The sequence below is a fragment of the Tunturiibacter gelidiferens genome, assembly GCF_051013345.1.
GTDB classification, from domain to species: Bacteria; Acidobacteriota; Terriglobia; order Terriglobales; family Acidobacteriaceae; genus Edaphobacter; species Edaphobacter gelidiferens_A.
On the sequence record NZ_CP132939.1, the window covers coordinates 5,252,357 to 5,276,244 of the forward strand.

General features: G+C 58.5%; 22 protein-coding genes and 5 pseudogenes. 20 read left to right on the forward strand and 7 right to left on the reverse strand.

Annotation, left to right across the window (positions count from 1 at the left end):
- Nucleotides 1-286: 286 nt before the first annotated feature.
- The 5 genes from RBB80_RS26405 to RBB80_RS26425 all read left to right on the forward strand — a co-directional run bounded on the left by RBB80_RS26405 (nt 287) and on the right by RBB80_RS26425 (nt 4,636).
- Nucleotides 287-1,384 carry a TonB family protein gene (locus tag RBB80_RS26405; RefSeq protein ID WP_433965238.1) on the forward strand — a complete coding sequence of 366 codons (1,098 nt, stop codon included), beginning with the start codon at nt 287-289 and terminating at the stop codon, nt 1,382-1,384.
- 193 nt (nt 1,385-1,577) lie between these two features.
- Nucleotides 1,578-2,942 carry a hypothetical protein gene (locus RBB80_RS26410; protein ID WP_433965239.1) on the forward strand — a complete coding sequence of 455 codons (1,365 nt, stop codon included), beginning with the start codon at nt 1,578-1,580 and terminating at the stop codon, nt 2,940-2,942.
- Nucleotides 2,939-3,346, forward strand: a complete 408-nt coding sequence (locus RBB80_RS26415; RefSeq protein ID WP_433965240.1) for a hypothetical protein — start codon at nt 2,939-2,941, stop codon at nt 3,344-3,346. The genes RBB80_RS26410 and RBB80_RS26415 overlap by 4 nt, the downstream gene beginning before the upstream one ends.
- Nucleotides 3,347-3,463: 117 nt before the next feature.
- Nucleotides 3,464-4,006 carry an outer membrane beta-barrel protein gene (locus tag RBB80_RS26420; protein WP_433965241.1) on the forward strand — a complete coding sequence of 181 codons (543 nt, stop codon included), beginning with the start codon at nt 3,464-3,466 and terminating at the stop codon, nt 4,004-4,006.
- A gap of 102 nt (nt 4,007-4,108) precedes the next feature.
- Complete coding sequence (locus RBB80_RS26425) at nt 4,109-4,636, forward strand: hypothetical protein (RefSeq protein WP_433965242.1); 528 nt, start codon at nt 4,109-4,111, stop codon at nt 4,634-4,636.
- Between the two features lie 85 nt (nt 4,637-4,721).
- On the opposite strand, the gene RBB80_RS26430 is transcribed toward RBB80_RS26425, so the two are convergent.
- From RBB80_RS26430 to RBB80_RS26445, 4 genes and pseudogenes are all read right to left on the reverse strand, one after another.
- A complete protein-coding gene (locus RBB80_RS26430; RefSeq protein ID WP_433965243.1) occupies nt 4,722-4,877 on the reverse strand; it encodes a hypothetical protein in 156 nt (51 codons plus the stop codon).
- Nucleotides 4,862-5,326 (reverse strand): outer membrane beta-barrel protein, encoded by a 465-nt coding sequence (locus RBB80_RS26435; RefSeq protein WP_433965244.1) that lies wholly within the window; start codon nt 5,324-5,326, stop codon nt 4,862-4,864. The genes RBB80_RS26430 and RBB80_RS26435 overlap by 16 nt, the downstream gene beginning before the upstream one ends.
- Before the next feature lie 195 nt (nt 5,327-5,521).
- Complete coding sequence (locus RBB80_RS26440; RefSeq protein WP_433965245.1) at nt 5,522-6,013, reverse strand: Spy/CpxP family protein refolding chaperone; 492 nt, start codon at nt 6,011-6,013, stop codon at nt 5,522-5,524.
- Nucleotides 6,014-6,105: 92 nt separating this feature from the next.
- Nucleotides 6,106-7,013, reverse strand: a pseudogene (locus RBB80_RS26445) (LysR family transcriptional regulator).
- 135 nt (nt 7,014-7,148) lie between these two features.
- Between RBB80_RS26445 and RBB80_RS26450 the strand changes: the two are divergent.
- From RBB80_RS26450 to RBB80_RS26520, 15 genes and pseudogenes are all read left to right on the forward strand, one after another.
- Nucleotides 7,149-8,324, forward strand: coding sequence for a 2-isopropylmalate synthase (locus RBB80_RS26450; RefSeq protein WP_433965246.1), 1,176 nt, complete (start codon nt 7,149-7,151; stop codon nt 8,322-8,324).
- Nucleotides 8,325-8,348: 24 nt separating this feature from the next.
- Nucleotides 8,349-9,458: a 3-isopropylmalate dehydrogenase gene (leuB, locus tag RBB80_RS26455; RefSeq protein ID WP_433965247.1), complete on the forward strand. Its 1,110-nt coding sequence runs from the start codon at nt 8,349-8,351 to the stop codon at nt 9,456-9,458.
- Between the two features lie 5 nt (nt 9,459-9,463).
- A complete protein-coding gene (locus tag RBB80_RS26460) occupies nt 9,464-9,646 on the forward strand; it encodes a hypothetical protein (protein ID WP_433965248.1) in 183 nt (60 codons plus the stop codon).
- A gap of 130 nt (nt 9,647-9,776) precedes the next feature.
- Nucleotides 9,777-10,364: a hypothetical protein gene (locus RBB80_RS26465; protein ID WP_433965249.1), complete on the forward strand. Its 588-nt coding sequence runs from the start codon at nt 9,777-9,779 to the stop codon at nt 10,362-10,364.
- A pseudogene (leuC, locus tag RBB80_RS26470) lies at nt 10,361-11,787 on the forward strand (3-isopropylmalate dehydratase large subunit). Before RBB80_RS26465 ends, leuC begins: the two are co-directional and overlap by 4 nt.
- Nucleotides 11,687-12,249 (forward strand): annotated as a pseudogene (gene leuD, locus RBB80_RS26475) (3-isopropylmalate dehydratase small subunit). The pseudogenes leuC and leuD overlap by 101 nt, the downstream one beginning before the upstream one ends.
- 285 nt (nt 12,250-12,534) lie before the next feature.
- A complete protein-coding gene (locus tag RBB80_RS26480; RefSeq protein ID WP_433965250.1) occupies nt 12,535-12,918 on the forward strand; it encodes a hypothetical protein in 384 nt (127 codons plus the stop codon).
- Nucleotides 12,919-12,996: 78 nt separating this feature from the next.
- On the forward strand, nt 12,997-14,697 hold the full coding sequence (ilvD, locus tag RBB80_RS26485) for a dihydroxy-acid dehydratase (protein ID WP_433965251.1): 1,701 nt from the start codon (nt 12,997-12,999) through the stop codon (nt 14,695-14,697).
- A gap of 6 nt (nt 14,698-14,703) precedes the next feature.
- The gene (locus RBB80_RS26490; protein ID WP_433965252.1) at nt 14,704-15,156 is read left to right on the forward strand and encodes a hypothetical protein; all 453 of its coding nucleotides are present in this window, start codon (nt 14,704-14,706) and stop codon (nt 15,154-15,156) included.
- 67 nt (nt 15,157-15,223) lie between these two features.
- Nucleotides 15,224-16,924: pseudogene (locus RBB80_RS26495) on the forward strand (thiamine pyrophosphate-binding protein); the annotation flags it as partial.
- 252 nt (nt 16,925-17,176) lie between these two features.
- Complete coding sequence (locus RBB80_RS26500) at nt 17,177-17,692, forward strand: hypothetical protein (RefSeq protein ID WP_433965253.1); 516 nt, start codon at nt 17,177-17,179, stop codon at nt 17,690-17,692.
- Nucleotides 17,693-17,719: 27 nt separating this feature from the next.
- Nucleotides 17,720-18,325 (forward strand): acetolactate synthase small subunit, encoded by a 606-nt coding sequence (ilvN, locus tag RBB80_RS26505; protein WP_433965254.1) that lies wholly within the window; start codon nt 17,720-17,722, stop codon nt 18,323-18,325.
- A gap of 60 nt (nt 18,326-18,385) precedes the next feature.
- Nucleotides 18,386-19,333, forward strand: coding sequence for a hypothetical protein (locus tag RBB80_RS26510; RefSeq protein ID WP_433965255.1), 948 nt, complete (start codon nt 18,386-18,388; stop codon nt 19,331-19,333).
- 32 nt (nt 19,334-19,365) lie between these two features.
- A pseudogene (ilvC, locus tag RBB80_RS26515) lies at nt 19,366-20,390 on the forward strand (ketol-acid reductoisomerase).
- A 243-nt stretch (nt 20,391-20,633) separates the two neighbouring features.
- On the forward strand, nt 20,634-22,133 hold the full coding sequence (locus RBB80_RS26520; protein ID WP_433965256.1) for an ATP-binding protein: 1,500 nt from the start codon (nt 20,634-20,636) through the stop codon (nt 22,131-22,133).
- Nucleotides 22,134-22,183: 50 nt separating this feature from the next.
- On the opposite strand, the gene RBB80_RS26525 is transcribed toward RBB80_RS26520, so the two are convergent.
- From RBB80_RS26525 to RBB80_RS26535, 3 genes are all read right to left on the reverse strand, one after another.
- Nucleotides 22,184-22,468, reverse strand: coding sequence for a DUF427 domain-containing protein (locus tag RBB80_RS26525; protein ID WP_433965257.1), 285 nt, complete (start codon nt 22,466-22,468; stop codon nt 22,184-22,186).
- 146 nt (nt 22,469-22,614) lie between these two features.
- Entirely contained in the window at nt 22,615-23,040 is a 426-nt protein-coding gene (locus RBB80_RS26530) for a DUF4760 domain-containing protein (protein WP_433965258.1), read from the reverse strand.
- A 23-nt stretch (nt 23,041-23,063) separates the two neighbouring features.
- Nucleotides 23,064-23,888 (reverse strand): topoisomerase DNA-binding C4 zinc finger domain-containing protein, encoded by an 825-nt coding sequence (locus tag RBB80_RS26535; RefSeq protein WP_433965259.1) that lies wholly within the window; start codon nt 23,886-23,888, stop codon nt 23,064-23,066.

Below are 23,888 nucleotides of genomic sequence, written 5' to 3' on the forward strand. Positions count from 1 at the left end.
GAGCAGAGCCCCGGCCCAGAAAAACACGACACCTCCCCAAAGCACGGCGCCTGCTACAACCTTTTCCTTTGTCGTTTGCGTCTCTTAAGTCGGGCCGACGCAGCGTTCCAAACTTCCCTTGGTGATATTGAAATTTTGCATTGAGTCAAAAGACCACAGGTTCGAATCACCCTATGGCGCTCCGGCATAGCACCTCGGAGTTATTCCTCCTTCACACCGGTTCTGTTTCCATGACGGTACTGGTGTAACTCTCCCGCCCTCGACACGAGGCACTTCAAGGACTTTTATGGCAAAGCCGCTTCGCAGTGATGATCCCACACCGCAGAATATGCAGTTCGCACACTTCGGCGTCCTGAACGACGGCAACCAGAGCAAGTCCTCGCTCTTTACCTCCATTGCTCTCAACGTCCTTCTTGCGCTTTGTGCCATCATCATCGGCGCCGCCGCAAAGAAGACGATCGACACGCGGCACAAGCTTACCGAGCTGACCGAGCCGATTCCGATGAAGAAGCCCGATGAGCCCCCGCCGATCAAGATCAAGCCACCAAAACTTCCTCCCACTCCGGTGGTCAAGGTTGAGCCGCCAAAAATCAAGTTGCCCGATGTAAAGTTGCCGGATGTTCCGAAACCGCCTGAGATCAAGATGGCGCAACCGATGCCAGTCGTTCTTCCGGCGCCTCCCAAGCTGGTTCAGCCTCCGCCGGCTCCTAAGGTCGTCAGCCTCGCCCAGGCCCAGCCCGCTGCGTTGGTCAACAACTCCCCTCATCCCACTGCCGTCGCACTGGGTTCGCAGACCAATCCCATAGCACCATCGAATCGTCCTTCAACAACTTCTATCAACCTTGGCAACAAGGGAATGTCCGGCATGCCAGCTTCGAATAACGGCATGGGAGCGCAGTCAACAGTTGTCAATCTTGGTTCCGGCTCAGCCGGCAGTCAAAACATGCATGGCAGAGATAACGCCTCAGCCGGCGTTGTTGGCGTAAAGCTTGGAGTCACCGGTGGCACTGGACCGATGAACGCCCCAGGCCGCTCGGCCGGTGTCGTCAACCTCGGCCAAAACACTCCTCCACCGATGCCGAAGCCCGGCGGCCCAGCTGCCCCAACAGCTAAGGCTGCACCCAAGGTTCTCTTCAAACCCAAGCCAGAGTACACCGCTGAGGCGCGCAGCCTTCATATCGAAGGCGTCGTCTCGGTTAGGCTCCGCGTCTCATCTTCTGGTGCTGTTCAGGTTCTGGGCGTCACCAGCGATCTCGGCCACGGCCTCGGCGACTCTGCCATCCACGCTGTACAGGCCACCCGCTTTCAACCCGCCACCGATGCATCGGGTCACCCGATCGATTGGGAAGGTGTTGTCAATGTAGCTTTCCAACTCGCTGGATAAGAAACAAATTTGTTCCGTTGTCGCAGCATGAAATAGCATCTAGTCCATACTCAGGATGACCCCAGGGGTCACCGTAGGAGCCGTAAATCATGATTCTCGGGAAACAGTCTACCGCCGGTCTGCTGCTGGCACTTCTAGTCGCAACCACTCTCCCCGCTGGAGCAGGCATCCTACATCCTGGCAAAAGAAAAAGATGGATGAGGACCTCTCCACAACGCGCAAGCCCACCGCTGCGCAGAACGCGCTGATCGACAAGGCGATTGTCCGTGAAAAGGTCATCGTCAAGACGGTCAAGGAGCGCGCTCCTCTCGTGGAGACCTACATCCAGACCATGAAGCCTGATCCCCTCCTGGGGCAGGTTCCCGAATCTGATGAGCACTTCCTCAGCCGCGTCGACTTCAAAAGCGTCATCGGCGACAACTCTTATGCCGTAAACAAAGAGACCTCAAAGGGCACCAGCAACGACGGCAAGCTTGGCTTCTTCAAGCACTCCGTCTCTTTCGTCGGTGGCCTCGGCAACAGCCTGCACCTGAACTTCCACGAGTCCGGCTTTGTACAGATGCTGCTGATGGACTCCAACAGCTTCGATCGTCAGCACTATACCTTCGGCTACGTCCGCAACGACTTCCTCGGCAACACGCCCACGGCAGTCTTTGACGTGACGCCGATTGAAGGCAAGAAATCATTTGGTCGCTTCTTTGGCCGCATCTGGATCGAGGTGCGAAGCGGAAACGTTGTTCGCTTCAACGGTGACTTCGCAGGAACCCAGGAGGATCAGAAGGAGTTCTATCACTTTGACAGCTGGCGGACCAACGTCCAGCCCGATCTCTGGCTCCCGACCTCCTTCTACGTTGAAGAGAGCGATCCGAAGAGCGTCTCCCGCACTCTCAAGTTCAAAGCCATTAACCACATCTGGGGTTATGTGCTGAAGGTTCCGCCACCGGAGAGCGAAAACACCTCAATGGACGTCGTCGGCGCAACCGACGTCAGCAACGATGCACAGGACGTCAGCCCTCTCGGAGCCCAGCGTGCCTGGGTCCAGCAGGCGGAGGACAACATCGTCGAGCGTCTCTTCCAGGCCGGCTTGCTCGATGCACCAAGCGAGTTCGACAAAACTCTTGAAGCGCTCGCTGGCAACATTCTGGCGTACAACAACATCACACTCTCCAGACCGATACGCTGCCGCACCCTGCTGACCGAACCGTTGGAGTCTCTTGCCATCGGCAACACCATCGTCATCTCGAAGAGCTTGCTTGACACTACTGGCGTTGTCACTCAGGACGGCGCACAGCAGATGGGCAACCTCAACGCGATCCTGGCTTTCCAGATTGCACACATCATTCTTGCTCACCGTCTCGACACCAAGTATGCCTTCAACGATCGTCTGCTCTTTCCTTCTACGACGGTCTTCAACCGCATCCCCATGCACCACACCGACGCCGACAACGCGGCAGCAGCGAAAAAGCTATGGAACTACTCAACGCGAAGGAGCTGGAAGGCGGGCAGCAGTACTTCAGCCTTTACCTCCAGCAACTGCAGCAGCGAGTCAAAAGTTTGAAAGCACTCAACGAGCCGATGATTGGCGACGGTCTCGTCAAGAGCGATACAGATCCAACATTCTGGATGCAGGCCATCACCGCAAAGGGCCCCAAGCTGGATATGAAGGACCTGAAGCAGCAGGCAGCCATGCCCTTGGCCAGCTTCCTCCGCTTCGACCCGTGGACCGACCAGGTATTTGTCCTGCACTCGGCCTTCGAGCCTCTTCTTACAGCAGCTGACAAGATGCCCTTTGAGGTTGAACCGGTCTATTTGAAACTTAGCTACTACAAGGCACCCGCAGAACCTGCAGCCGCTCCTGCCGCCGCACAACCGACGACCGCCGCGCCTGCCGACAACACAGCAGCACCAGCCGCAGCAGCGCCGGCTGCCACTCCCCCACCAACCAACGCACAACAAAACTAAACCTGAGAGCGTGGATGGATCTAGGTCGCTGAGACCATCCACGCTTTTACTGTCTCGGGTTCACTTCCCTTGACACAACATATGCATCAAATCTTTTTGACAAGGGAGGCACACCTGTTGAAGCGGCATATTCTTATCGGCTGTTTCGTCTGCTTCCTTAGTCTTACTACCTGGTCGCACGCTCAAGCAGTCCCGACCGCCTCTCGCTCTGGCGCAATACAGATCGGTGTGGCAGGGACATTCGTCAACCCTGACTATACCCAGCCGTATCTGAAGGGTATCTCCATCTACGGCAACTACGATATCGGGCAACACCTCGGGGTAGAAGGCGATATTCACTTTTCCGTCATCACTCCGGACGATATCAGCGAAAACTCTTACCTTATTGGGCCACGTTATAAATGGCATTACAAGCGCTTTGAGCCCTACGCCAAGATCCTGTTCGGTATCGGTCGCTTCGGATTCCAGTCCGGTACCTACCCAGTGCCGGCATCCTTCACTTACTTCCAATTTGCGCCTGGCGGCGGCTTGGATATACGCGCAACGCGACACATCAACGTCCGGGCGTTCGACGTTGAGTTTCAGAAATGGCCAACCTTCCCACCGAATGGCCTCTCCCCCATCGCCTACACAATAGGTGTTGCTTATACCTTGCGTTAATCAAAGAGTCTGTCTCATGATGAAGATGTTGCTTCACCGCAATGTCCTGTCGTTGCGCTATCTAGCTCGCGATGAGGAATATTCTGTTCGACAGGAGTGCACGTGCTGACAAAGGTTGTTATTTTTCTGGGCCTGCTGGGGGCCGCATCCACACTAAGCGCGCAGGCCAATCCTACGGCGGAGCGCGCGGGAGATCTCAAGATCGGTGGCGGTTTCTCCACTGCGGACTCCGACTACGGGAATCGGTTCAATGGTGGTGCGGCCTACTTCGACTTCGACTTTCTCCGCCACATCGGAGTAACGGGCGAGTTTCATTTCGTCAAAGATCAGAACGATCTTTATGAGAAGACCTACGAGGTCGGCGGACGCTACTTTCGCGAGTATCGCCGATTCGTTCCCTACGGCAAGGTCCTCTACGGACGCGGCGTTTTCAACTTCCCTGTCAACCCCGATGGATTTCGGGCGAACCTCGCCTATAACCTTATAGCGGCTGGTATTGGTACCGATTACAAAGTGAAACGCTACCTCTACGTTCGCGCCGACTGGGAGTACCAGGAATGGTTTGGCTTCGCGGGATCCAGTCTTACGCCTAACATCCTTACGCTGGGCGCAGCCTATCACTTCCGGTAGAAGCCCGTTGATTCAGCCGCTAGTCAGCCAAAACACGAAACGCCCCGGTCAACGCCGGGGCGTTTCATGCTAAAGCTGACAATCGTTAGAAGTGGTATGCAATGCCGATCGAAGGAGTCGAGATGACCTCATAACGATTGGTATTGAAGATATTGCCCGGAAGGCTGAAAGTCGGAGTCTTTACCAGGAAGGCCCGATACTCCGCGCGGATGTCGAAGCTTGGGCTCAGCTCATAGGCCACACCGCCGCCAAAGAGTGCACCGATGTTCGTATTCCGCTTTGCGTCAAGGTTCGTCGATCCCGCATCCTTGAAAGGCGAAAAAACATTACACCCGGACCGGCTTCAAGGAACGGATTAAAATTTTTGAAGTTCAGGTTGAACACATAGGCAGCGCTGAACTCCTGCTGTAGGGTATGTATGCCGCCGTTAGCCTTTCCGAAGACCTGATAATACTGCGTGTTTTGTTGGTATCCGTAGTTGACTTCGAGTCCGCTCCGCGGCGTCAAGAGATAGCGGTAGCTGGCAACCAGTCCCATAGTCGTGCTTGTGTTTTTCTGCACGCTGTTCCCGGTAATCTCTGGGGCAAACGCAGCGCTGGCGCTTACGCTCACGTCTTGCCGGCTCTCCTGCGCATAACCGGCTGCCGCAGACAACATCAGCGCGCCCAACAACAACATCGTTTTCTTCATTCTTCGCTGGATCCTTCGAATTCGCCCATAACTTCCTACGCTGTCCCGCAGGCAACGCGTTTCAAAAGTTATAGGACGCCGTAATCACTGTTTTTCATTGTAACCGCACCGCTGCCCGAAGGAGTACTTACGACGCAAGAAGGCCGGAGGATGTGAATCTCTCCGGCCCCATTTCCATCGTCTGCGGATAACACATTATTGTTGCGGTGGTGGTGGGGGTGCTCCCTGCCCGCCCTCACGACTCTCTCTATGCTCTCTCATCTGTGCCTGCAAAGCGTCGTACTTCGTCTTCTGATCGTCGCTCAAAACGGCGCGTATCTTGTCCTGCGCTGCTTTGTGGATCTCCATCATCTTCGCCCGCCTGTCAGCCTGAGGAGTAGTCGTGTCCTGGTGCAAAGCCATCATCTGAGTTCGTGAATCGTCATCAATCGCCTTCACCTGGGTAACCTGATCCGGCGTCAGATTAAGCTTCTTAGTCAGGAATTCAATCTGATGCTCCTCCCTTTGACCGGCATTCCGGTGACCGCCATTGGGCGGGCCTGCCTGATCCTGCGTGGGCGCCGGCGCCGGGTCTTGTGCAATCGCGGGAAGTGAACTCAACATCGTGGTGCATAACGCCAGAAGAGCTGCTTGCAATACTGGTTTGCGAAATAGTGTCGTCATCGGATTCTCACTCTCATACTGCATTTGCCGGAAGAGCTTCTCCGGTGGTCAATCTAGGGGTACAGACGCTCTTTTTTTGCAAAGGTTCCGGTGTCTCGCAAATTTCACAGCTTCATTTACATTCCACGTTCGGCCTGAAAACAGTATGGGTCGCCATTCGCCGCCGCATAGGCCTCCACCACCTTGAGAAAGGCCAGCGCCACATGCGACAGACTGGCTTGCCTCCGATAGACCAGCCTCAGCTTGCGCTCGATCTGCAGCTCCGGCACCTGAACCCGCACCAGCGCCCCGCTCTCAAGCTCGGTACGTACCGTCAGCCCCGGTACCAGAGCCACTCCGTTCCCCATCTCGACAAATCGTTTGATCGCCTCCAACGATGGCAGCTCCACCCCCATCTGCAACGGAGTCTTGTGGCGCTTGAATGCCTGGATGACCTTCTGCCGCTGCGGCGACGGAATGTTATGCGCAATAAAGTTCTGCCCCCCAACTGCCGAATCGAAACCTTCCCAGCCCCGGCCAAAGGATGTCGCGGATTCACTACAAAGGCCAGCTCATCCCGGTACACAACCATCGATTTCACCTGCGTATCGTCAGGCCGAAAGGAGAGCACTCCAAGCTCCACCGAGTGCATCAGCACCTCGTCTGAGATCCTGCTGGCGAGCGTTCGCTGCACCGCCAGCTTGATCCTGGGGTTCTGCCTCCGAAACTCATCAAGCAACGGCAGCAGATAGAGACAGGTGTACTCGTTGGCCGCGAGATTCAGCCTGCCGCGGTGAAGCTCTCGCAGCTCGGTCAAGGCTCCGGCCGCTTCATTCCGCAGATTCAACAACTTAGCGGCATATTCCCGCAAAACCTCTCCTGCATCGGTCAGCGTCCCGTCTCTCGAAGAGCGTTCAAACAGAACCTCTCCCAGTTCCCCCTCCAGCTTGGCAATTGCCTGACTCACTGCTGGCTGAGTACGATGGAGCCGTGCCGCTGCTCGCGAAAAACTGCGCTCCTCTGCCACCGCCAGAAACGTCTCCATCTGGACTAAGTCCAATCCTTACCTCCGTGAAGCAGAGAACTCCAGCTCGAATGTCGCAATTAGAATTTCTGATATACCTGCAAGCCATCATAAGCATGCATTATGATAACGTCCAGATCGAAAGTGCCAAATCCTATGTCCTCGCCTAACCAAATCGTCTTCTTCGACACCACCCTCCGTGACGGCGAACAGTCTCCCGGTTGCACCATGCACCACGACGAAAAGCTGCGCATGGCCCACCAGTTGGCAAACCTTGGCGTCGACGTCCTCGAGGCAGGCTTCGCCATCGCCAGCCAGGGCGACTCCGACTCCATCCGCATGATCGCCCGAGAGGTTCGCGGCCCGCGCATCGCCTCACTCGCTCGTTGCAAACGCGAGGACATCGAAGCCGCCGCCCGTTCCATCGAGCCTGCCGAGAAGGGTCGCATCCACACCTTCCTGGCCTCCTCCGACCTTCACCTCGAAGCCAAGCTGAAGATCACTCGCGCCGAGGCACTCCATCAAGCCGCCGAGTCCGTCCGTCTCGCCCGCACCTTCGCCGACGACGTCGAGTTCTCCGCCGAAGATGCCACGCGCACCGACCCCGACTTTCTGGTCGAGATCGTAACCGTCGCGGTCCAGGCTGGGGCCACCACCATCAACATTCCCGACACCGTCGGCTACACCACGCCTGACGAATACGCAGCCACCTTCCGCATGCTCCTCGCAAAGGTCCCCGGCATCGACAACATCATTCTCTCCACCCACTGCCACAACGATCTCGGCATGGCCGTTGCCAACACCTTGGCGGGCATACACGCCGGAGCCCGTCAGGCCGAGTGCACCATCAACGGCATCGGCGAGCGCGCCGGCAACGCGGCCCTCGAGGAGATCGCCGCAGCCCTCATGGTCCGCCGCGACAAGCTTCCCTACACCAACAACATCAAACTCAATCAGCTCTACCCAACCAGCCAGATGCTGGCCGAGTTCATCAGCTTCGGCTGCTCGCCCAACAAGGCTGTCGTGGGCGCCAACGCCTTCGCGCACGAGTCCGGTATTCATCAGCACGGAATGATGGCCAACCCGCTCACCTACGAGATCATGACACCCGAATCGGTCGGTGTTCCCGCGACGAATATGGTGCTCGGCAAGCACAGTGGGCGGCGTCTCCTCGAACAACGCCTCACCGAACTCGGACACAAGCTCACCCGCGTCCAGCTTGACGACGTCTACCATCGCTTCACTGAGCTCGCCGATCGCAAAAAATCCATCTACGACCAGGATCTGCTCGGCCTTCTGCAACCGGACAAGTCCATCGTTCCCACCCTCTAGATCTTCACCAAAGGAAACAGTGTCATGCGCCTCAAAATTGCAGTTCTCGCCGGCGACGGCATCGGCCCCGAAGTCACCCATCAAGCCACAAATATTCTTCGCGCTGTAGCCGAGATGGGCGGCCACGAGTTCACCTTCGTCGAAGGCCTCATCGGTGGCACAGCGATCACCGAGACCGGTTCGCCGCTACCAACCGCCACGCTCGACGCCGCTCTCGAATGCGACGCAGTCCTCCTCGGCGCCGTCGGCGACAACAAATTCAACGCACTCCCTCCCGACAAGCGTCCCGAGGCCGGGCTTCTGCAGATCCGCCAGGCACTGGGAGGTTTCGCCAATCTGCGCCCATCCATCGCCTACACCGCACTCAGCGAGAGTTCCCCGCTGCGTCCCGAAGTCACCAAAGACGTCGACATCCTCTTCGTGCGCGAACTTCTCGGCGGACTCTACTTCGGTGCCCCACGCTGGTGGGATCGCGAGAGTAACGAGGCCATCAACACCATGCGATACACTCGCGACGAAATCGTACGCGTGGCCCGCGTGGCCTTCGAACTCGCCAGCAATCGCCGCCAAAAGGTTACCTCCGTCGATAAGGCCAACGTCCTCGAGGTGTCGCAACTTTGGCGAGCCACCGTCACCGAGGTCGCAAAAGACTACCCCTCCGTCACGCTTGAACATCAGCTCGTCGACTCCATGGCGATGCACATCATGAACATCCCCCGCAACTTCGACGTCGTACTCACCGAAAACCTCTTCGGCGACATCTTGTCCGACGAAGCCGGAGTCATCACCGGTTCCCTCGGCATGCTTCCCTCCGCGACTATAGGCGGCGCGGTCAACCTCTACGAGCCCGTTCACGGCAGCGCGCCCGACATCGCCGGCACTGGCAAAGCCAACCCGCTCGGCGCCATCCTTACCGCCGCCATGGTCCTTCGTCACTCCGCCAACCTCGAGCAGGACGCCCGCGCGGTCGAACTTGCGGTTAACAAAGTTCTCGGCGCTGGCTACCGGACAGCCGACATCGCCCGCGGACAGCAGCCTGGGCAAACTCCCGTTAGCACGCAGGAGATGGGCAAACTCGTACACCAGGCTCTGGCGGAATCCATCGACCGCCGCCAGGCCATGCACGCCGTCTAAACATCATGAGTCTGAGATTCAAGACGGCCTTAGCAAACCTCGCAATCACCGCAGCGTTGGTCTATCGCTGGCTGCGTGGAGCACCGCCCATGGCGCTCCTCATCACAGCGATCATCATGTTTCCTCTGGTCAACGGTCTGCTGTGGCTTAGCCAAAGGCAGTTCAATCAATCCAGACGCAGTCGCTAAGCAAAATGAAGATGCGCCACGCCATCCAACTCGCCGCCACTCTCCTGCTCTTCGCAGCTCCGGCCGCGCACGCGCAAATCTCTTCGCCGCAAATCAAAAAAGACAAGAAGCAGCCGAAGGAAAACATTGAGTGGCTCTGGCAATACGCCCCCCGCCAGCCGACGGCCGCGAGACACAGTTGGTCCTCGACCAGCGCTTCCGTCCCTTCCTCGAGCAGTACTTCACCGCTCCGCAAACCTTCTGGGGCAATCCGAGGACGGGCTACAAGACCCTCGCCGAGACGGCACTCGACTTCCTCTCGGTCCCCGACAAGGTGCTCGCCGACGACAACCGCTACCTCTCCATCACCGGCTGCGTCTTCCGTTTCTGTCCAGAGCGCGGTCTGATCTGGGTCGACCTTAACGGTGCTCATCCGTTCGTCGTCTTCGCTGCAATCGACTGGATCAAAGACAGCAAGACTCCCGACCAGTCCGGCGCCGAGTACACTCTCTGGATCTTCCCCAACCACCCCATCGACCCCGACCACATTCCGGGAGCGCTCCTTCACAGCGTCGCGCGCTGGACCGCGCATCCGCCGCAGGGCAATACAGAAATCCAGCAGATCGCCAATGCCATTCTCGTCGACCCCGACGGCACGCCGCATCAGATCAAGCCGGCCGCCATCGGCGCCAACACCTTCACCCTCCCTCCATCAACAGAGCAAAAGGCACAACCATGAGCACACTCAAAACCCTCTTCGAAAAAGTCTGGCAGCAGCACCTCGTCGCAGAACCCGCAGGCGAACCGAGCATCCTCTACATCGATCTACATCTGGTCCACGAGGTCACCAGCCCGCAGGCCTATGACGGCCTCCGCATGACAGGCCGCAAACTCCGCCGTCCTGACCGCACCGTCGCAACCGTCGACCACAACGTTCCCACCAGCAGCATCGAGGACCGTCTCCACATCGTCGACCAGGTCGCCTCGAAGCAGATCGAGGCTCTGCGCAAGAACTGCACCGAGTTCGGCGTCGAGCTCTACGACGTGCAATCGCCCAACCAGGGGATCGTCCACATCATCGGCCCCGAACTCGGCCTCACCAAACCGGGCATGACCATCGTCTGCGGCGACTCGCACACCAGCACCCACGGGGCGTTTGGAGCTTTAGCTTTTGGAATAGGAACCAGCGAAGTCGAGCACGTCATGGCCACCCAGACCCTGCCACAGGACAAACCAAAGACATTCCGCATCAACGTCGAAGGGACATTGCCCCCGGTGTCACCGCGAAAGACATCGTCCTTCACATCATCGGCGAGATCGGTACCGCAGGCGCAACCGGCTACGTCGTCGAATACGCCGGATCCGCCATTCGTGCTCTCTCGATGGAAGGCCGCATGACCATCTGCAACATGAGCATCGAGGCCGGGGCACGCGCCGGTATGATCGCCCCCGACGCCACCACCTTCGCCTACCTCAAAGGACGCCGCTTCTCGCCGCAAGGAGCAGCATGGGACGAAGCTGTCTCCCACTGGTCTGAATTTGTAACCGATTCAGGAGCAATCTTCGATCGCGAACTCACCCTCAACGCCTCCGAGATCACTCCCACCGTAAGCTGGGGAACCTCGCCTGGCATGGTCACTGGCGTCAAAAGCACCGTTCCCCTCGCCGATCCCGCCGCCAGCGAAGCCGATCAAAAGGCCTTCGAGCGAGCCCTCGAGTACATGGGCCTCCACGCTGGAGAACCGATCGAAGAGATCAGGATCGACCGCGTCTTCCTCGGCTCCTGCACAAATGCACGCATCGAAGACCTGCGCGCCGCAGCTTCTGTCGTTCGCGGCTACCACGTCGCCACCTCGGTTCGTGCGATGGTCGTACCCGGCTCACAGTCCGTCAAAGCGCAAGCAGAAAAAGAAGGCCTCGACAAGGTCTTCACCGAAGCAGGCTTCGACTGGCGTGAACCCGGCTGCAGCATGTGCCTCGGAATGAACCCCGACATCCTCGCTCCCGGCGAACGTTGCGCCTCCACATCGAACCGCAACTTCGAAGGCCGTCAAGGGCGTGGTGGTCGCACACACCTGGTCAGCCCACAGATGGCCGCCGCTGCCGCAATTACCGGCCACTTCACCGACATCCGCACCTGGCAGTTCAAGGAAGGCAAATAATGCATCCCATCAACACACTCACCAGCCACGCCGTCCTCTCGACCGCCCCAACGTAGACACCGACCAGATCATCCCCAAGCAGTTCCTCAAGCGCATCGAACGCACCGGCTACGGCGACTTCCTCTTCTACGACTGGCGCCGTATCCAGGATGGCCCGCACGCAGGCGAGCCCCACCCCGACTTCGTCCTCAACAAGCATCATCACAAAGGCGCAAAGATCCTCATCGCCGGAAAAACTTCGGCTGCGGCAGCTCCCGCGAGCACGCCGCCTGGGCCCTCACCGACTTCGGCTTCCTCGCCGTCATCGCCCCCAGCTTCGCCGACATCTTCTTCTCCAACGCCGGCAAAAACGGCATGGTCCTCGTCCGCCTCCCCGAGTCTGACGTGGAAACCCTGCTGCGTCGCTCCGAAAAATCCCGCCCACAAGATCACCATCAACCTCGAAGCCCAGACCATCACTGACGACGAAGGCTTCAGCGCACACTTCGACATCGACCCCTTCCGCAAATACTGCCTCCTGAACGGCCTCGACGACATCGGCCTCACGCTGCGCCACGAAAGTAAATTAGATAGCTATGAATCTACACACGATGCCGAATTCTGGCTCTCACCAAGATCTCAAGGCGCCACGGCATAGCCCTCTGGCTCGTCGGGCTACATCATCCTGAGCAGTTACAGAATCGAGAAAATCCGGTGAATCGCAGAAACTGTAATATCCTTCGTGTCTTGTTCTTGGGGCTGGCACCGATGCTGTGTGCGGAACAAACGAACGCTGGCGCGCCCATTCCAACGCAGATCTCGACAGCAAAGACCGCATTGGTCTCGAACGCCTGCGAAATGGATTACAACTCCTGCCGTAAGGCATACAACGACATCTACACAGGGTTGCAGAAATGGGGCAAGTACAGACTTGTCGGAACCACAGAAGAAGCCGACATTGTCCTGGAGCTGCACTACGCCCCAGCCAAACCGCCGTCGACGCAAATCCCCTTCCGGCTCTCTATCCTCGACGCTCATAAACAGCTCAGGCTATGGACCATCAACGAGCCCATTGATTACAGCTTGACGGCGGCAAGGAGCGCAAGTTCGCTTGCCGAAGCGGTGGACGGACATTGGCGGATCTCAAAGTAATCGCCCAACCCGGCGCAACTGCCGGTCCCGCCCGCAAGTCGTAATCGTACCGAGACGAACGCAAGGACAAGAGATCAAATGAGCAACGAACTCAATCCCGCAAAGAAATACTCCAAGGTCCTCACCGAAGGACCATCCCGCGCCGCAGCCCGCTCCTACCTGCGCAGCGTAGGCTTCACCAAAGAAGATCTGCACAAGCCCATCATCGGCATCGCCAACACCTGGACCGAGGTCGGCCCTTGCAATTTCCATCTCCGTCAGGTCGCCGAAGCCGTCAAACAAGGCGTTCGCGAAGCAGGCGGGACCCCCATGGAATTCAACACCGTCACCGTCCACGACGGCATCACCATGGGCACCCAGGGCATGAAGGCCTCGCTCGTCTCCCGCGAGGTCATCGCCGACTCCATCGAACTCGTCACCCGCGCCAATTCCTTCGACGGCCTCGTTTGCATCGCCGGCTGCGACAAGAACATGCCCGCCGCCATCATGGCCCTCGCCCGCCTCGATATCCCGGGGCTCATGCTCTACGGCGGCTCCATCGCCCCCGGCAAACTCCCCCAGCCCGACGGCACCATCAAGGAGATCACCATCCTGCAGGTCTTCGAAGGCATGGGCTCGCACGCCGCCGGCAAGATCACCGATGACGAACTCGAAGCCCTGGAAGCCGCAGCCTGTCCCGGCCCCGGAGCCTGCGGCGGCCAGTTCACCGCCAACACCATGGCCATGGCTGGCGAGTTCCTCGGCATCTCGCCCATCCAGATCACTGGCGTCCCCGCCATGTCGCCGGACAAAGCTGCAGCCAGCCGCGAAGCCGGGCGCATCGTCATGGATCTCGCAAAGAACGACCTCCGCCCCAGCAAAATCGTCACCCGCAAGGCAATCGAGAACGCCTACGTCTCCGCCTGCGCCTCTGGCGGCTCGACCAACGCCGTCCTCCACCTGCTGGCCATCGCGCGCGAGTTCAACATCCCCTTCACCATCGATGACTTCAACGCCATCAGCGATCGCACCCCGCACATCTGCGACCTCTCTCCCGGTGGCAAGTACGCCGCCAAGGACTATCAGGATGCAGGCGGCAGCCGTCTTCTCGCCAAACGCCTCCTCGACGCCGGCCTCATCGACGGCACCCAGATCACCGTCACCGGCAAAACCCTCGCCGAAGAAGCCACCGCGGCCGTCGAGACCCCCAATCAAGCCGTCATCTACTCCACCGAGCACCCGCTCAAGGCCACAGGTGGCCTCGTCATACTCAAGGGGAACCTCGCGCCCGAGGGATGCGTCGTCAAGGTCGCCGGCCACGAGCGTCTCTTTCATGAGGGCGTCGCTCGTGTCTTCGAATCCGAGGACGAGTGCCACGCCGCCGTTGAAGCCGGGAAGATCAACCCCAACGACGTCTGCGTCATCCGCTACGAAGGACCGCGCGGAGGCCCCGGCATGCGCGAGATGCTCGCCGTCACCGCAGCCATCAAAGGCATACCAGAACTCAGCGAAACCGTGGCCCTCCTCACCGATGGCCGCTTCTCTGGAGCCACCCGCGGCCTCATGGTCGGCCACGTCGCCCCCGAAGCCCAGCTCGGAGGCCCCATCGCCGCGGTCCACGAAGGCGACACCATCACCTTCGACATCCCCAACCGCAAACTAACCCTCAACGTCCCCGAAGCCGAGATCGCCAAACGCCTAGCCACATGGAAGGCCCCCGAACCCCGCTTCAAACGCGGCGTCTTCGCCAAGTACGTCAACACCGTAAGCAGCGCCAGCGAAGGAGCTGTCACTACATAAACTCCAATGACCTCTCAGAAGAAAACTCGTCTTGTGTTGATATGCCTGATCATCTTCGCGGCCATTTTGTTTGGCCCGATGTTTCTGTTCATGGCTTCTAATGCGGGCGCAGCTGTTTTAGATCTCGTTCTCAACAGAAAGCCGACGGGTGCTGAACTTCTCGGAAACTACAAAATTCAAGTTCCATGGGGCAACGCAACGCTCCGGATAGACGCTGACGGAACATTTCTAGAAGAAATTAACGAAAACGGCAAACCCGCGAAGAGCGTTTCAGGAAGATGGCAATCCAGCGACGGTCAAAACTTCGTTACCCTTGATTTCCGGCCTTTCGGAATGGTTTGGGATGAAGATCACGCCAGCGAAACAAGCATTTACGGAATCAACTTCTACAAACCACATTTTGGTACCACCTACGGCTTGATTGATGACGATCTTGGCGAAAAGTTTGAACGGCAGTAGGTAACTCCGAGGAAACAACCATGGCAAACAAAAATCAAAATCCCCAACTCACCGGAGCCGAAATCATCTGGGCCACGCTCGTCGGCGAAGGAGTAGACAAGGTCTTCGGCTATCCTGGCGGTGCCATCCTCCCCGCCTACGACGCGCTGCGCAAGTTCCCGATCCACCACATCCTCGTCCGCCACGAGCAGGGCGCCGCGCACATGGCCGATGGCTACGCCCGCGCTTCAGGCAAGGTCGGTGTGTGCATCGCCACCAGCGGGCCCGGTGCTACGAATCTCGTGACCGGAATTGCGACGGCCATGCTCGACTCGATCCCGATCGTCTGCATCACCGGCCAGGTTGGCAGCAAGGTGCTCGGCTCCGACGCATTCCAGGAGGTCGACATCACCGGCATCACTCTGCCCATCACCAAGCACAACTACCTCGTCACGCGCGCCGAAGACATCGCACCAACCTTGCGCGAAGCCTTTCAAGTCGCGACCAACGGCCGCCCCGGCCCGGTGCTGGTCGACATCACCAAGGATGCACAGCAGAATACCGCCGCCTTCAACTTTGAATCCGCTGCGCCCGCCACCTATCGCCCACACCCAATGCTGCAGGCGGAGTCTTCTTCCATCCAACAAGCCATCGAGCTCATTCAGCACGCCAAACGCCCCGTCATCCTTGCCGGCCACGGCATCACGCACTCCGGTGCGGAGTCGCAGGTTCTCGCTTTTGCAGAGCGTCAGCAGATCCCCGTTGCCAGCACTCTGCTTGGCCTTGGAGCCTTCCCTACCTATCACCCCTGTCGCTTGGCATGATGGGCATGCATGGTGAGTCGTGGGTCAACAACGCCATCCAGCAAGCCGATTTGCTACTCGCCTTCGGCATGCGCTTCGACGACCGCGTCACCGGCAACCTCGCGCACTATGCGCCGAACGCGAAGAAGATTCACATCGAGATTGATCCGTCCGAGATCAACAAGAATGTGAAAGCTGACGTGGCCCTCATAGGCGATCTTCGCGAAACTCTTGAACTGCTTCTTCCGCTGCTTCAGAAGCAGACGGATACAAGCTGGATCGGAGAGGTCAATGCGATGAAGGGCGATGCAGCCGTTCGCGACATCATCAATCTGCCTGATAATGGCCATCTTTATGCGGCCCATGTCATCAACGACATCTGGCATGAAGCGCACGCTGCGGGTCGGGCCGCTCAGACCATCATCGTTACTGATGTGGGGCAGCACCAGATGTGGGAGGCGCAGTACTACAAGCATGACGCGCCTCGTTCGCTGATCACCAGCGGAGGCCTTGGCACCATGGGCTTTGCGCTTCCTGCGGCGATTGGCGCCAAGGTCGCGTGTCCTGAAAAAGATGTTTGGGTGATCGCGGGCGACGGTGGTTTTCAGATGACGGCTGCTGAGCTTTCGACCATTGTTCAAGAGGGTTTGGCGATCAATATTGCGGTGATTAACAATGGATTCCTCGGTATGGTTCGACAGTGGCAGGAGGCTTTCTATGAGAAGAACTATGCCGCTTCGCCGATTCTGTCTCCGGACTTCGTAAAGCTTGCTGGCGCGCACGGTATTGATGGGGCGCATGTCAGCGAACGGAAGAATGTGACTCCGACGGTTACGAAAGCACGCACGAGCGGCAAGGCGTTTCTTATCAACTTCCAGGTGGAAAAAGAGGATGGAGTTTATCCGATGATCGCGCCCGGGGCAGCGCTCCACGAGATGGTGCGACGGCCTGCCAGTGACCCGCTTCTTGAGACGGCGGAGGATGAATAGTTTTTCGATTCCCGCAGAAAAATTCTGGCAGGTGGTGCGGGAGCCAAGGCCGCTGTTTTCCCTTGTTTTTGAGCGGTGTTTTGAAAAAACGGTGTTCTGAGCGTGGTTTTTTGATGGTGAGAACGTGGTGAAATGCATGGTAAGCGTGGTGTGTTAGCAACGTGTTTTTGACTATCGAAAAATGCGCCAGGTTTTTGAAGTTTATTTTTGGCCCGCAGCAGGGTTGTGGTTTTGAGAGAGGAGATACAGATGCCGAGTCGATTCGGAGTTGGAGCGAGTAGAAGATTTGGAGTTGGTGCACGCATGACCTGGTCCCTCCTGGTGACCGCGGCGTCTGCGGCTGCCTCGGCTCAATCTCAGCCCGGTCAGCAGCCTCCGCCTGTTCAGATTCACATCAAGGTGATCAATGCGCTCACCAACGAGCCTGTCCGGGACGAGAGGTTGAATGTTGCTCTTCGCGAGAATCAGATCGGATCGATCGCCATGGCAACCGATAAGAACGGGATCATCCTGGTGGATACGAAGAAGGCAACCATTCTGCGCATCCTCGCAAATATGTATGCGGACTGCAGGCCGCGAGGCGAGCTATATACCAACTACTCCGTCGCTACGATTCTTAGCAGTGGAGTGACAACCGGCAATCTCTGCAGCAGTGCGAGCCCCAAGGCAAAGCCGGGGGAACTCATCCTCTATGAAGTTCCCAAGACCTATCTTCGTCAGTTCCCTGCACCGCCTGTAGATTCCCTGCCCCATAGTCCAAACTAAAGCGCCGAAACTCGTTGAAAGGCATACATGCTCCACACTTTTGTAGCTCTCGTCTCAGACAAACCCGGCGTGTTGACGCGTGTCGCCTCCCTGTTTCGCCGTCTCAACATCAACATCGTCTCGCTGACGGTGGGCGAGAGCGAGCGGCCTGAAGTGTCGCGCATGACGATCGTCTGCGAGGCGCCGGACCATGCCGCGCACCGCATTCGCGCATCGCTCTACAAGCTTGAGATCACGGTGGAGGTGGACGAGGTGGGCCGCGCCGACGCCGTCATCCGCGAGCTTTGCCTGATCAAGGTTGCGGCTGGGCCGAAGACTCGGTCGCAGATCTTCGAGCTTGCCACGGTCTTCCGGGCGCGTGTGGTCGATCTTGCGCCGGAGTCCGTCATGCTCGAGATGACGGGCGCGGCCAGCAAGATCGAAGGGCTGATTCAAGTGCTTACGGAAAGCGGTTACACGATCCTTGAGGTCTCGCGTACGGGGCGTATGGCGATGCGGCGCGGCCACCACACCAGCCGCGTGCTGAAGGCGCTTGGTACGCCTGATCCTGATCACAGCGGTGAGACGTCGTTCCCTGAAAAACCCGACGCGGGTGAGATTCTGCCGAGAGAGTTTGCAGAGGACGAAAGCTAAGGGATGCCCAGCTCGATAAATATTTTTCCAGCCAGCCGCTCGTGGGACAAGAGGCGTACGATGCTCGAAGGCGTCGCCCTGGGAGCCATCTACGGTATCCTCTTGCGCCTTCCAGGCCACTCTAACTTTGTCGGGCCGAAGGCTCAAATTTTCAATGTGATGACCATCGCCTTTCTCTTCGGGGGCCCGGTAGTGATTGGCATTCTCACGGTTCGCCGCGCCGAAGCGATCGAGCCTGTCAGCGTCTGGAAGTGGATCTTTTTGCCATGGATCTCCGTCTTCGTCACACTGCTCACCCTGTGGCTCTTCTTGATCGAAGGTGGCATCTGCATCCTCATGGCTTCCCCCATTGCGCTGGCCTGCGCCAGCCTTGGCGGCCTCATCGCCGGCGGTTGGGGCCGTCTCCGTAAACCCTCCAACCTCACTCTGACCTGTGTCGCGATACTCCCATTCCTCCTCGCTCCCGTCGAAGCGTGCCTCACGGCGCCATCCTCCACCCGCACCGTCGCAAGTGAGATCCGCATCCACGCTACGCCTCAAACTATTTGGCAGAACATCGAGCGTGTCCCTGCCATCGCACCATCTGAACTGAGTACGACGTGGACACACCGGATCGGGTTCCCCCGTCCCATCGAAGCCACGCTCTCCTACGAAGGCGTCGGCGGTGTCCGGCATGCCAGCTTCGAGCGCGGCTTGCTCTTCATCGAAACCATCACAGCCTGGGAGCCGCAGCGCCGCATTGCTTTCAGCATCAAAGCCGACTCAGCTCACATCCCCACCACAACGCTCGATGAGCACGTCACCATCGGCGGCCGGTACTTCGACGTTCTCGACGGCGAGTACACTCTGGAACCCCTCGCAAACGGCGACACGATGCTGCACCTCATCAGCCATCAGCGGCTCTCCACCAATTTCAATGGCTACGCTGGCCTTTGGACCGATGCCGTCATGCAAAATCTCCAAAACAGCATTCTCGAAGTGATACAGCATCGCTGTGAGCGCGAGTAAACTTTACACAACACCAAAAGGAAAAACTAACAATGGCTAAGGCATACCACGACGCAGACGCAGACTCTCTCTTATCCAGGCAAAGAAAGTTGCCATCATCGGCTATGGTTCGCAGGGCCATGCGCACGCGCTGAACCTCAAGGACTCGGGCGTTGACGTTCGCGTGGGCCTGCGCAAAGACTCGCCCAACGCGGAGCGCGCGCGCAAGGCCGGGCTTCAGGTGGACACAGTCGCCGAGGTTTCGAAGTGGGCTGACGTCATCATGAACCTCACGCCTGACCAGACTGCGGCTAAGGTCTACCACGCCGAGATCGAGCCGAACATGAAGCCGAATGTGACGCTGATGTTTGCGCATGGCTTCAACATTCGCTTCCGCACCATTACGCCTCCTGCGACAGCCGACGTCTCGCTGGTGGCGCCGAAGGGACCTGGGCATCGTGTTCGCGAGGTGTTCACCGAGGGTGGCGGCATCCCGGGGCTGGTCGCGGTGGAGCAGGACGCGAGCGGCAATGCGCTTGCGCTGGCCTTGAGCTATGCGAAGGGCATCGGCTGCACGCGTGCTGGGGTGCTCCAAACCACCTTCACCGAGGAGACTGAGACCGACCTCTTCGGCGAGCAGGCGGTTCTGTGCGGCGGCACCAGTGCGCTGGTGAAGGCAGGGTTCGAGACCTTAGTCGAGGCCGGCTACCAGCCTGAGCTTGCGTACTTCGAGGTGCTGCATGAGCTGAAGCTGATCGTCGACCTGATGTACCGAGGCGGCCTGGAGTACATGCGCCACTCGATCTCCGACACCGCAGAGTGGGGCGACTACGTGGCCGGGCCGCGCATTGTGACGCCTGAGGTGAAGAAGGCGATGAAGGGCCTGCTGAACGATATTCAGGACGGCAGCTTCGCGAAGAAGTTTATCGAGGAGAACGAGACCGGCCGCAAGGAGTTTACCCGCATCCGCAAGCAGGAAGCCGCACTCCAGATCGAGAAGGTTGGGGCCGAGCTTCGCAAATCCATGCCGTTCCTCGATCCGGTCGTTGTAAAAGACGGCCAGGTTTACAAAGCGTAGAGTTGCTCGTCTAACAACTGAAGCTTTTAACCAATCGAAGAGACGGGGAGCGGCATCTAAGTGGGTGTCGCTTCCTCGTTTGCATCTCAAAATGACCTCGACGCCACCCGGCCGCATTGACCCTAAGGGTTTTGCTCGGAATTTATGAGCCTAAGACAATCGGGAGGCGGAACTCCTGTAACAATGGAGACGTAGCTCTACTAACCCGATCCAGACGCCAGCGCGACAGAAGGAGTTCCAGGAATGGCCACATTGGACAACTATGAAAGCCTCCTACCGACACTTCCGGTTCCCTCGGCAGACCAGGTGGCAGGTCCTCCCGCCCAACCGTCCCCCATTGCCGATATCGTTGCCGGACTGCGCACCATTGCTCCACTCGATGGCCTGATGGAGGAGGAGTACACCTGGATTGCGACCAAAGGGAGCGAACGTGTGGGTACGGATCGTTCCATCGTCTTCCGTGAGGGCGAATCCGCATGCAACATGAACTTTATTCTTCGCGGAGAGGTCCAGGTACGCCGTCGCCACTCGAATGCTGCGCTGTTTATCGGCCGGGCAGGATCGATGACCGGGAAGCTTCCCTTCTCGCGCATGAAGAACTACGGCGGCGAAGGCTACTCGGTCGGCTCGGTGTGGGCGATTGATATCCATGAGTCGCTGTTCCCCGAGATGCTGGTCGCGATACCGTCGATGGCGCAGCGCTGCGTCTCGGTGTTGCTGGATCGCGTGCGCGAGGTGACCCGCATTGAGCAGCAGTCCGAGAAGCTGAGTGCGCTCGGCAAGCTGGCTGCGAATTTAGCCCACGAACTGAACAATCCTGCCTCCGCAGCGCAACGCTCGGCTGCCAGTCTGTTTGGCGAACTGCGCGAGTATGGCGACCAGAAGTATCGTATGGGCAAGCTTTGCCTGCCAGACGAGACCATAGAGAAATATCGCGAGTGGATCAAGAATGCGCGTGCTCGCATGTCTGCTTACTCCAACCTGCCCAAGGGCTCGCAGAATCCGCTGGCTAACGCGGATCGCGAGGAGATGCTGATTCAGTGGCTCAACGCTCATAACGTTCCCAATCCGTGGACGATCGCACCCGCGCTGTCGGAGACGACGCTGGCGTTTGACCTGCTTGATGAGCTGGCGACAATCGTGGGTCCTGAGGTGCTCCCGATGGCTGTTGCGACGGTGGCCAGTTCCCTGCGGGTTGAGCGGATGGCTGAGACGGTCGTCGACTCCACCGTGCGCATCTTTGACCTGATCAGCGCGATCAAGGATTACTCGTACATGGACCAGGCGCCAATTCAGGATGTCGACCTTGCGCAATCGCTTGAAAATACGCTTGTGATGTTCAACTCGCGGCTCAGAAACGTCAAAGTGGAGCTGGAGTTCGATCAGGATCTGGAGTGTGTGAGCGCTTACGGCAGCGAACTCAACCAGGTCTGGACCTCCTTGATCGAAAATGCGCTCGACGCCATGAACAATATGGGAACGCTGCGGCTGACGACTCACCAGAGCGGCCAGATGGCTCTTGTGGAAGTCTGGGATTCGGGGCCGGGGATCGATCCGGAGATTCGTTCGAGGATCTTTGAGCCCTTCTTTACCACTAAGGCGCCGGGGCGCGGGCTTGGACTTGGGCTCGACACGGTTCAGCGCATCGTCAACAAGCACTCTGGGTTCGTGACGGTAGAGTCGAAACCCGGCGCCACCTGTTTCCAGGTCCGGTTGCCGCTCGATCGTCTACAGGCCTACTAAGGCAAATAGGGAGAGGTGTTTAGCCCCTCCCTATTGTTCCATCACCTAAGCTATTTCGTGACTTCGACACCACGCCAGAAGGCGATGTGGTGTTTTACATCGCGCGCCGCCGGCTTCGGGTCGGGGTAGTACCAGGCGGCATCCGGGTTATCCTGGCCGTCCACCACAATGGTGTAATACCGCGCCTGACCCTTCCAGGGGCAATTGGAGGTCGTCGAACTGGGTCTCAAAAACTCACGTTTTACTGATTCCTCGGGGAAGTAGATGTTTCCCTCGACCGTCTCATAGGTTTCACTTTCGGCCAGTGTCTGGCCATTCCAAACTGCCTTCGCCATAATCCACTACCTGCATTCTTTTCAACGAGTTACGTTCGCCAGCCACGGATGGCGGCTTACGCCGGGAGATCTCTGGAACCGTGGAGCCGTGTTGCAGTTGTAACAGAAACGATGCAAAAAGGAAAGTCTCCGGACCCGGGCTCGGGCTATGTGGACGTGCTGGCTGGTCCGAAACTCTTCAGAAAACCCTCGTAGCGAGACCTGGCTGCGGGGTAGGCGTCGATCAGAGCCGCGGTCTGTGCCATGAACCGGTTGCCACTCTCCCTCTCGGTTTCGGCGTGGAAGTGATGGAACTTGGCGTACAGGAGAATCCCCTCGGCATTCGAGTCCAGAAAGAGGTCTGGGTCGAGTGCGCCACGCAGAACGAGCGACGCAGCCATCTCCCAGTAGCTCAGAACCTGACGCCACGAAGGGTTATGCTCCGCCTTGACGTCCCTCGAGACCACGCGCAGCTCTTCCACGGTCTTGGGCTGAAACTCGAAGACGAGAAACCGCCGCGCCTTGCGCAGAGTCTCCTCCCGGCGCATCTCGTACAGCTTCAAAATCAATTCGGCATCCGCAGCGGTGGCCATGTCGTTCCTTATCTTCGGTTAAGCTACGCTCTCGACGACCGCCCGGGTCTTCTCCGGGTCGGGACGCTCGATGACGGGCGCGGGAGCGGGGCCTGCGATCTTCTTCTCGTAGGTGCAGGGGGAGTCGTCGGCTCTTCCTCGGCGGCGCCCTTCTTCTTGCGGCGTTTTGGCAGCGCTTCGCGATTGTTCGGGCAGACGAGGTAGGTTCCCTTGTCGTTGACGACCTCGAGAACATAAGCGCTGTCGCACTTTGGGCAGGTCTGGTTGACCAGCTTCAGGTTCGAGGCGAAGTCGCATTTGGGATAGTTCACGCAGCCGTAGAAGAGGTCGCCGCGCTTGGTCTTGCGCACGGCAATATCTCCGCCATCCTTGGGGCACTTTACGTCGAGCAGCTCCTGCTTGATGTACTTGCACTTCGGATAGCCGCTGCAGCTGATGAACTCCCCGTACTGACCGTTGCGCAGCAGCAGCGGTTTGCCGCACTTCGGGCAGGCCTCTTCGAGCTGGACCGGCGGTTTCTGCTGCACCTTCTGGTTCAGCTTGCGGATGGTCTTGCACGGTGGATCTTCGTTGTAGCCGGGGCAGGCCATGAACGGTCCCCAAGGCCCATTGCGCAGCACCATCGTGCGTCCGCAGTTGTCGCAGAACTCTTCTTCTGCAACGTCGTCGGCGCCCGGTGCGCTCAGGTCAGGCTTTGCGGCGAAGTTCTCCTTGGTGAAGTCGCAGCTTACAGGCTCGACGGTAACTTTCTTGCCCTGCTCGGCAGCTTCGGCGATTGCTGACGCCATCTCCTTTGCGTCGCCGACCTCTTTGGAGTATTCGGTGACATCTTCTGTCGTAGCCTTCAC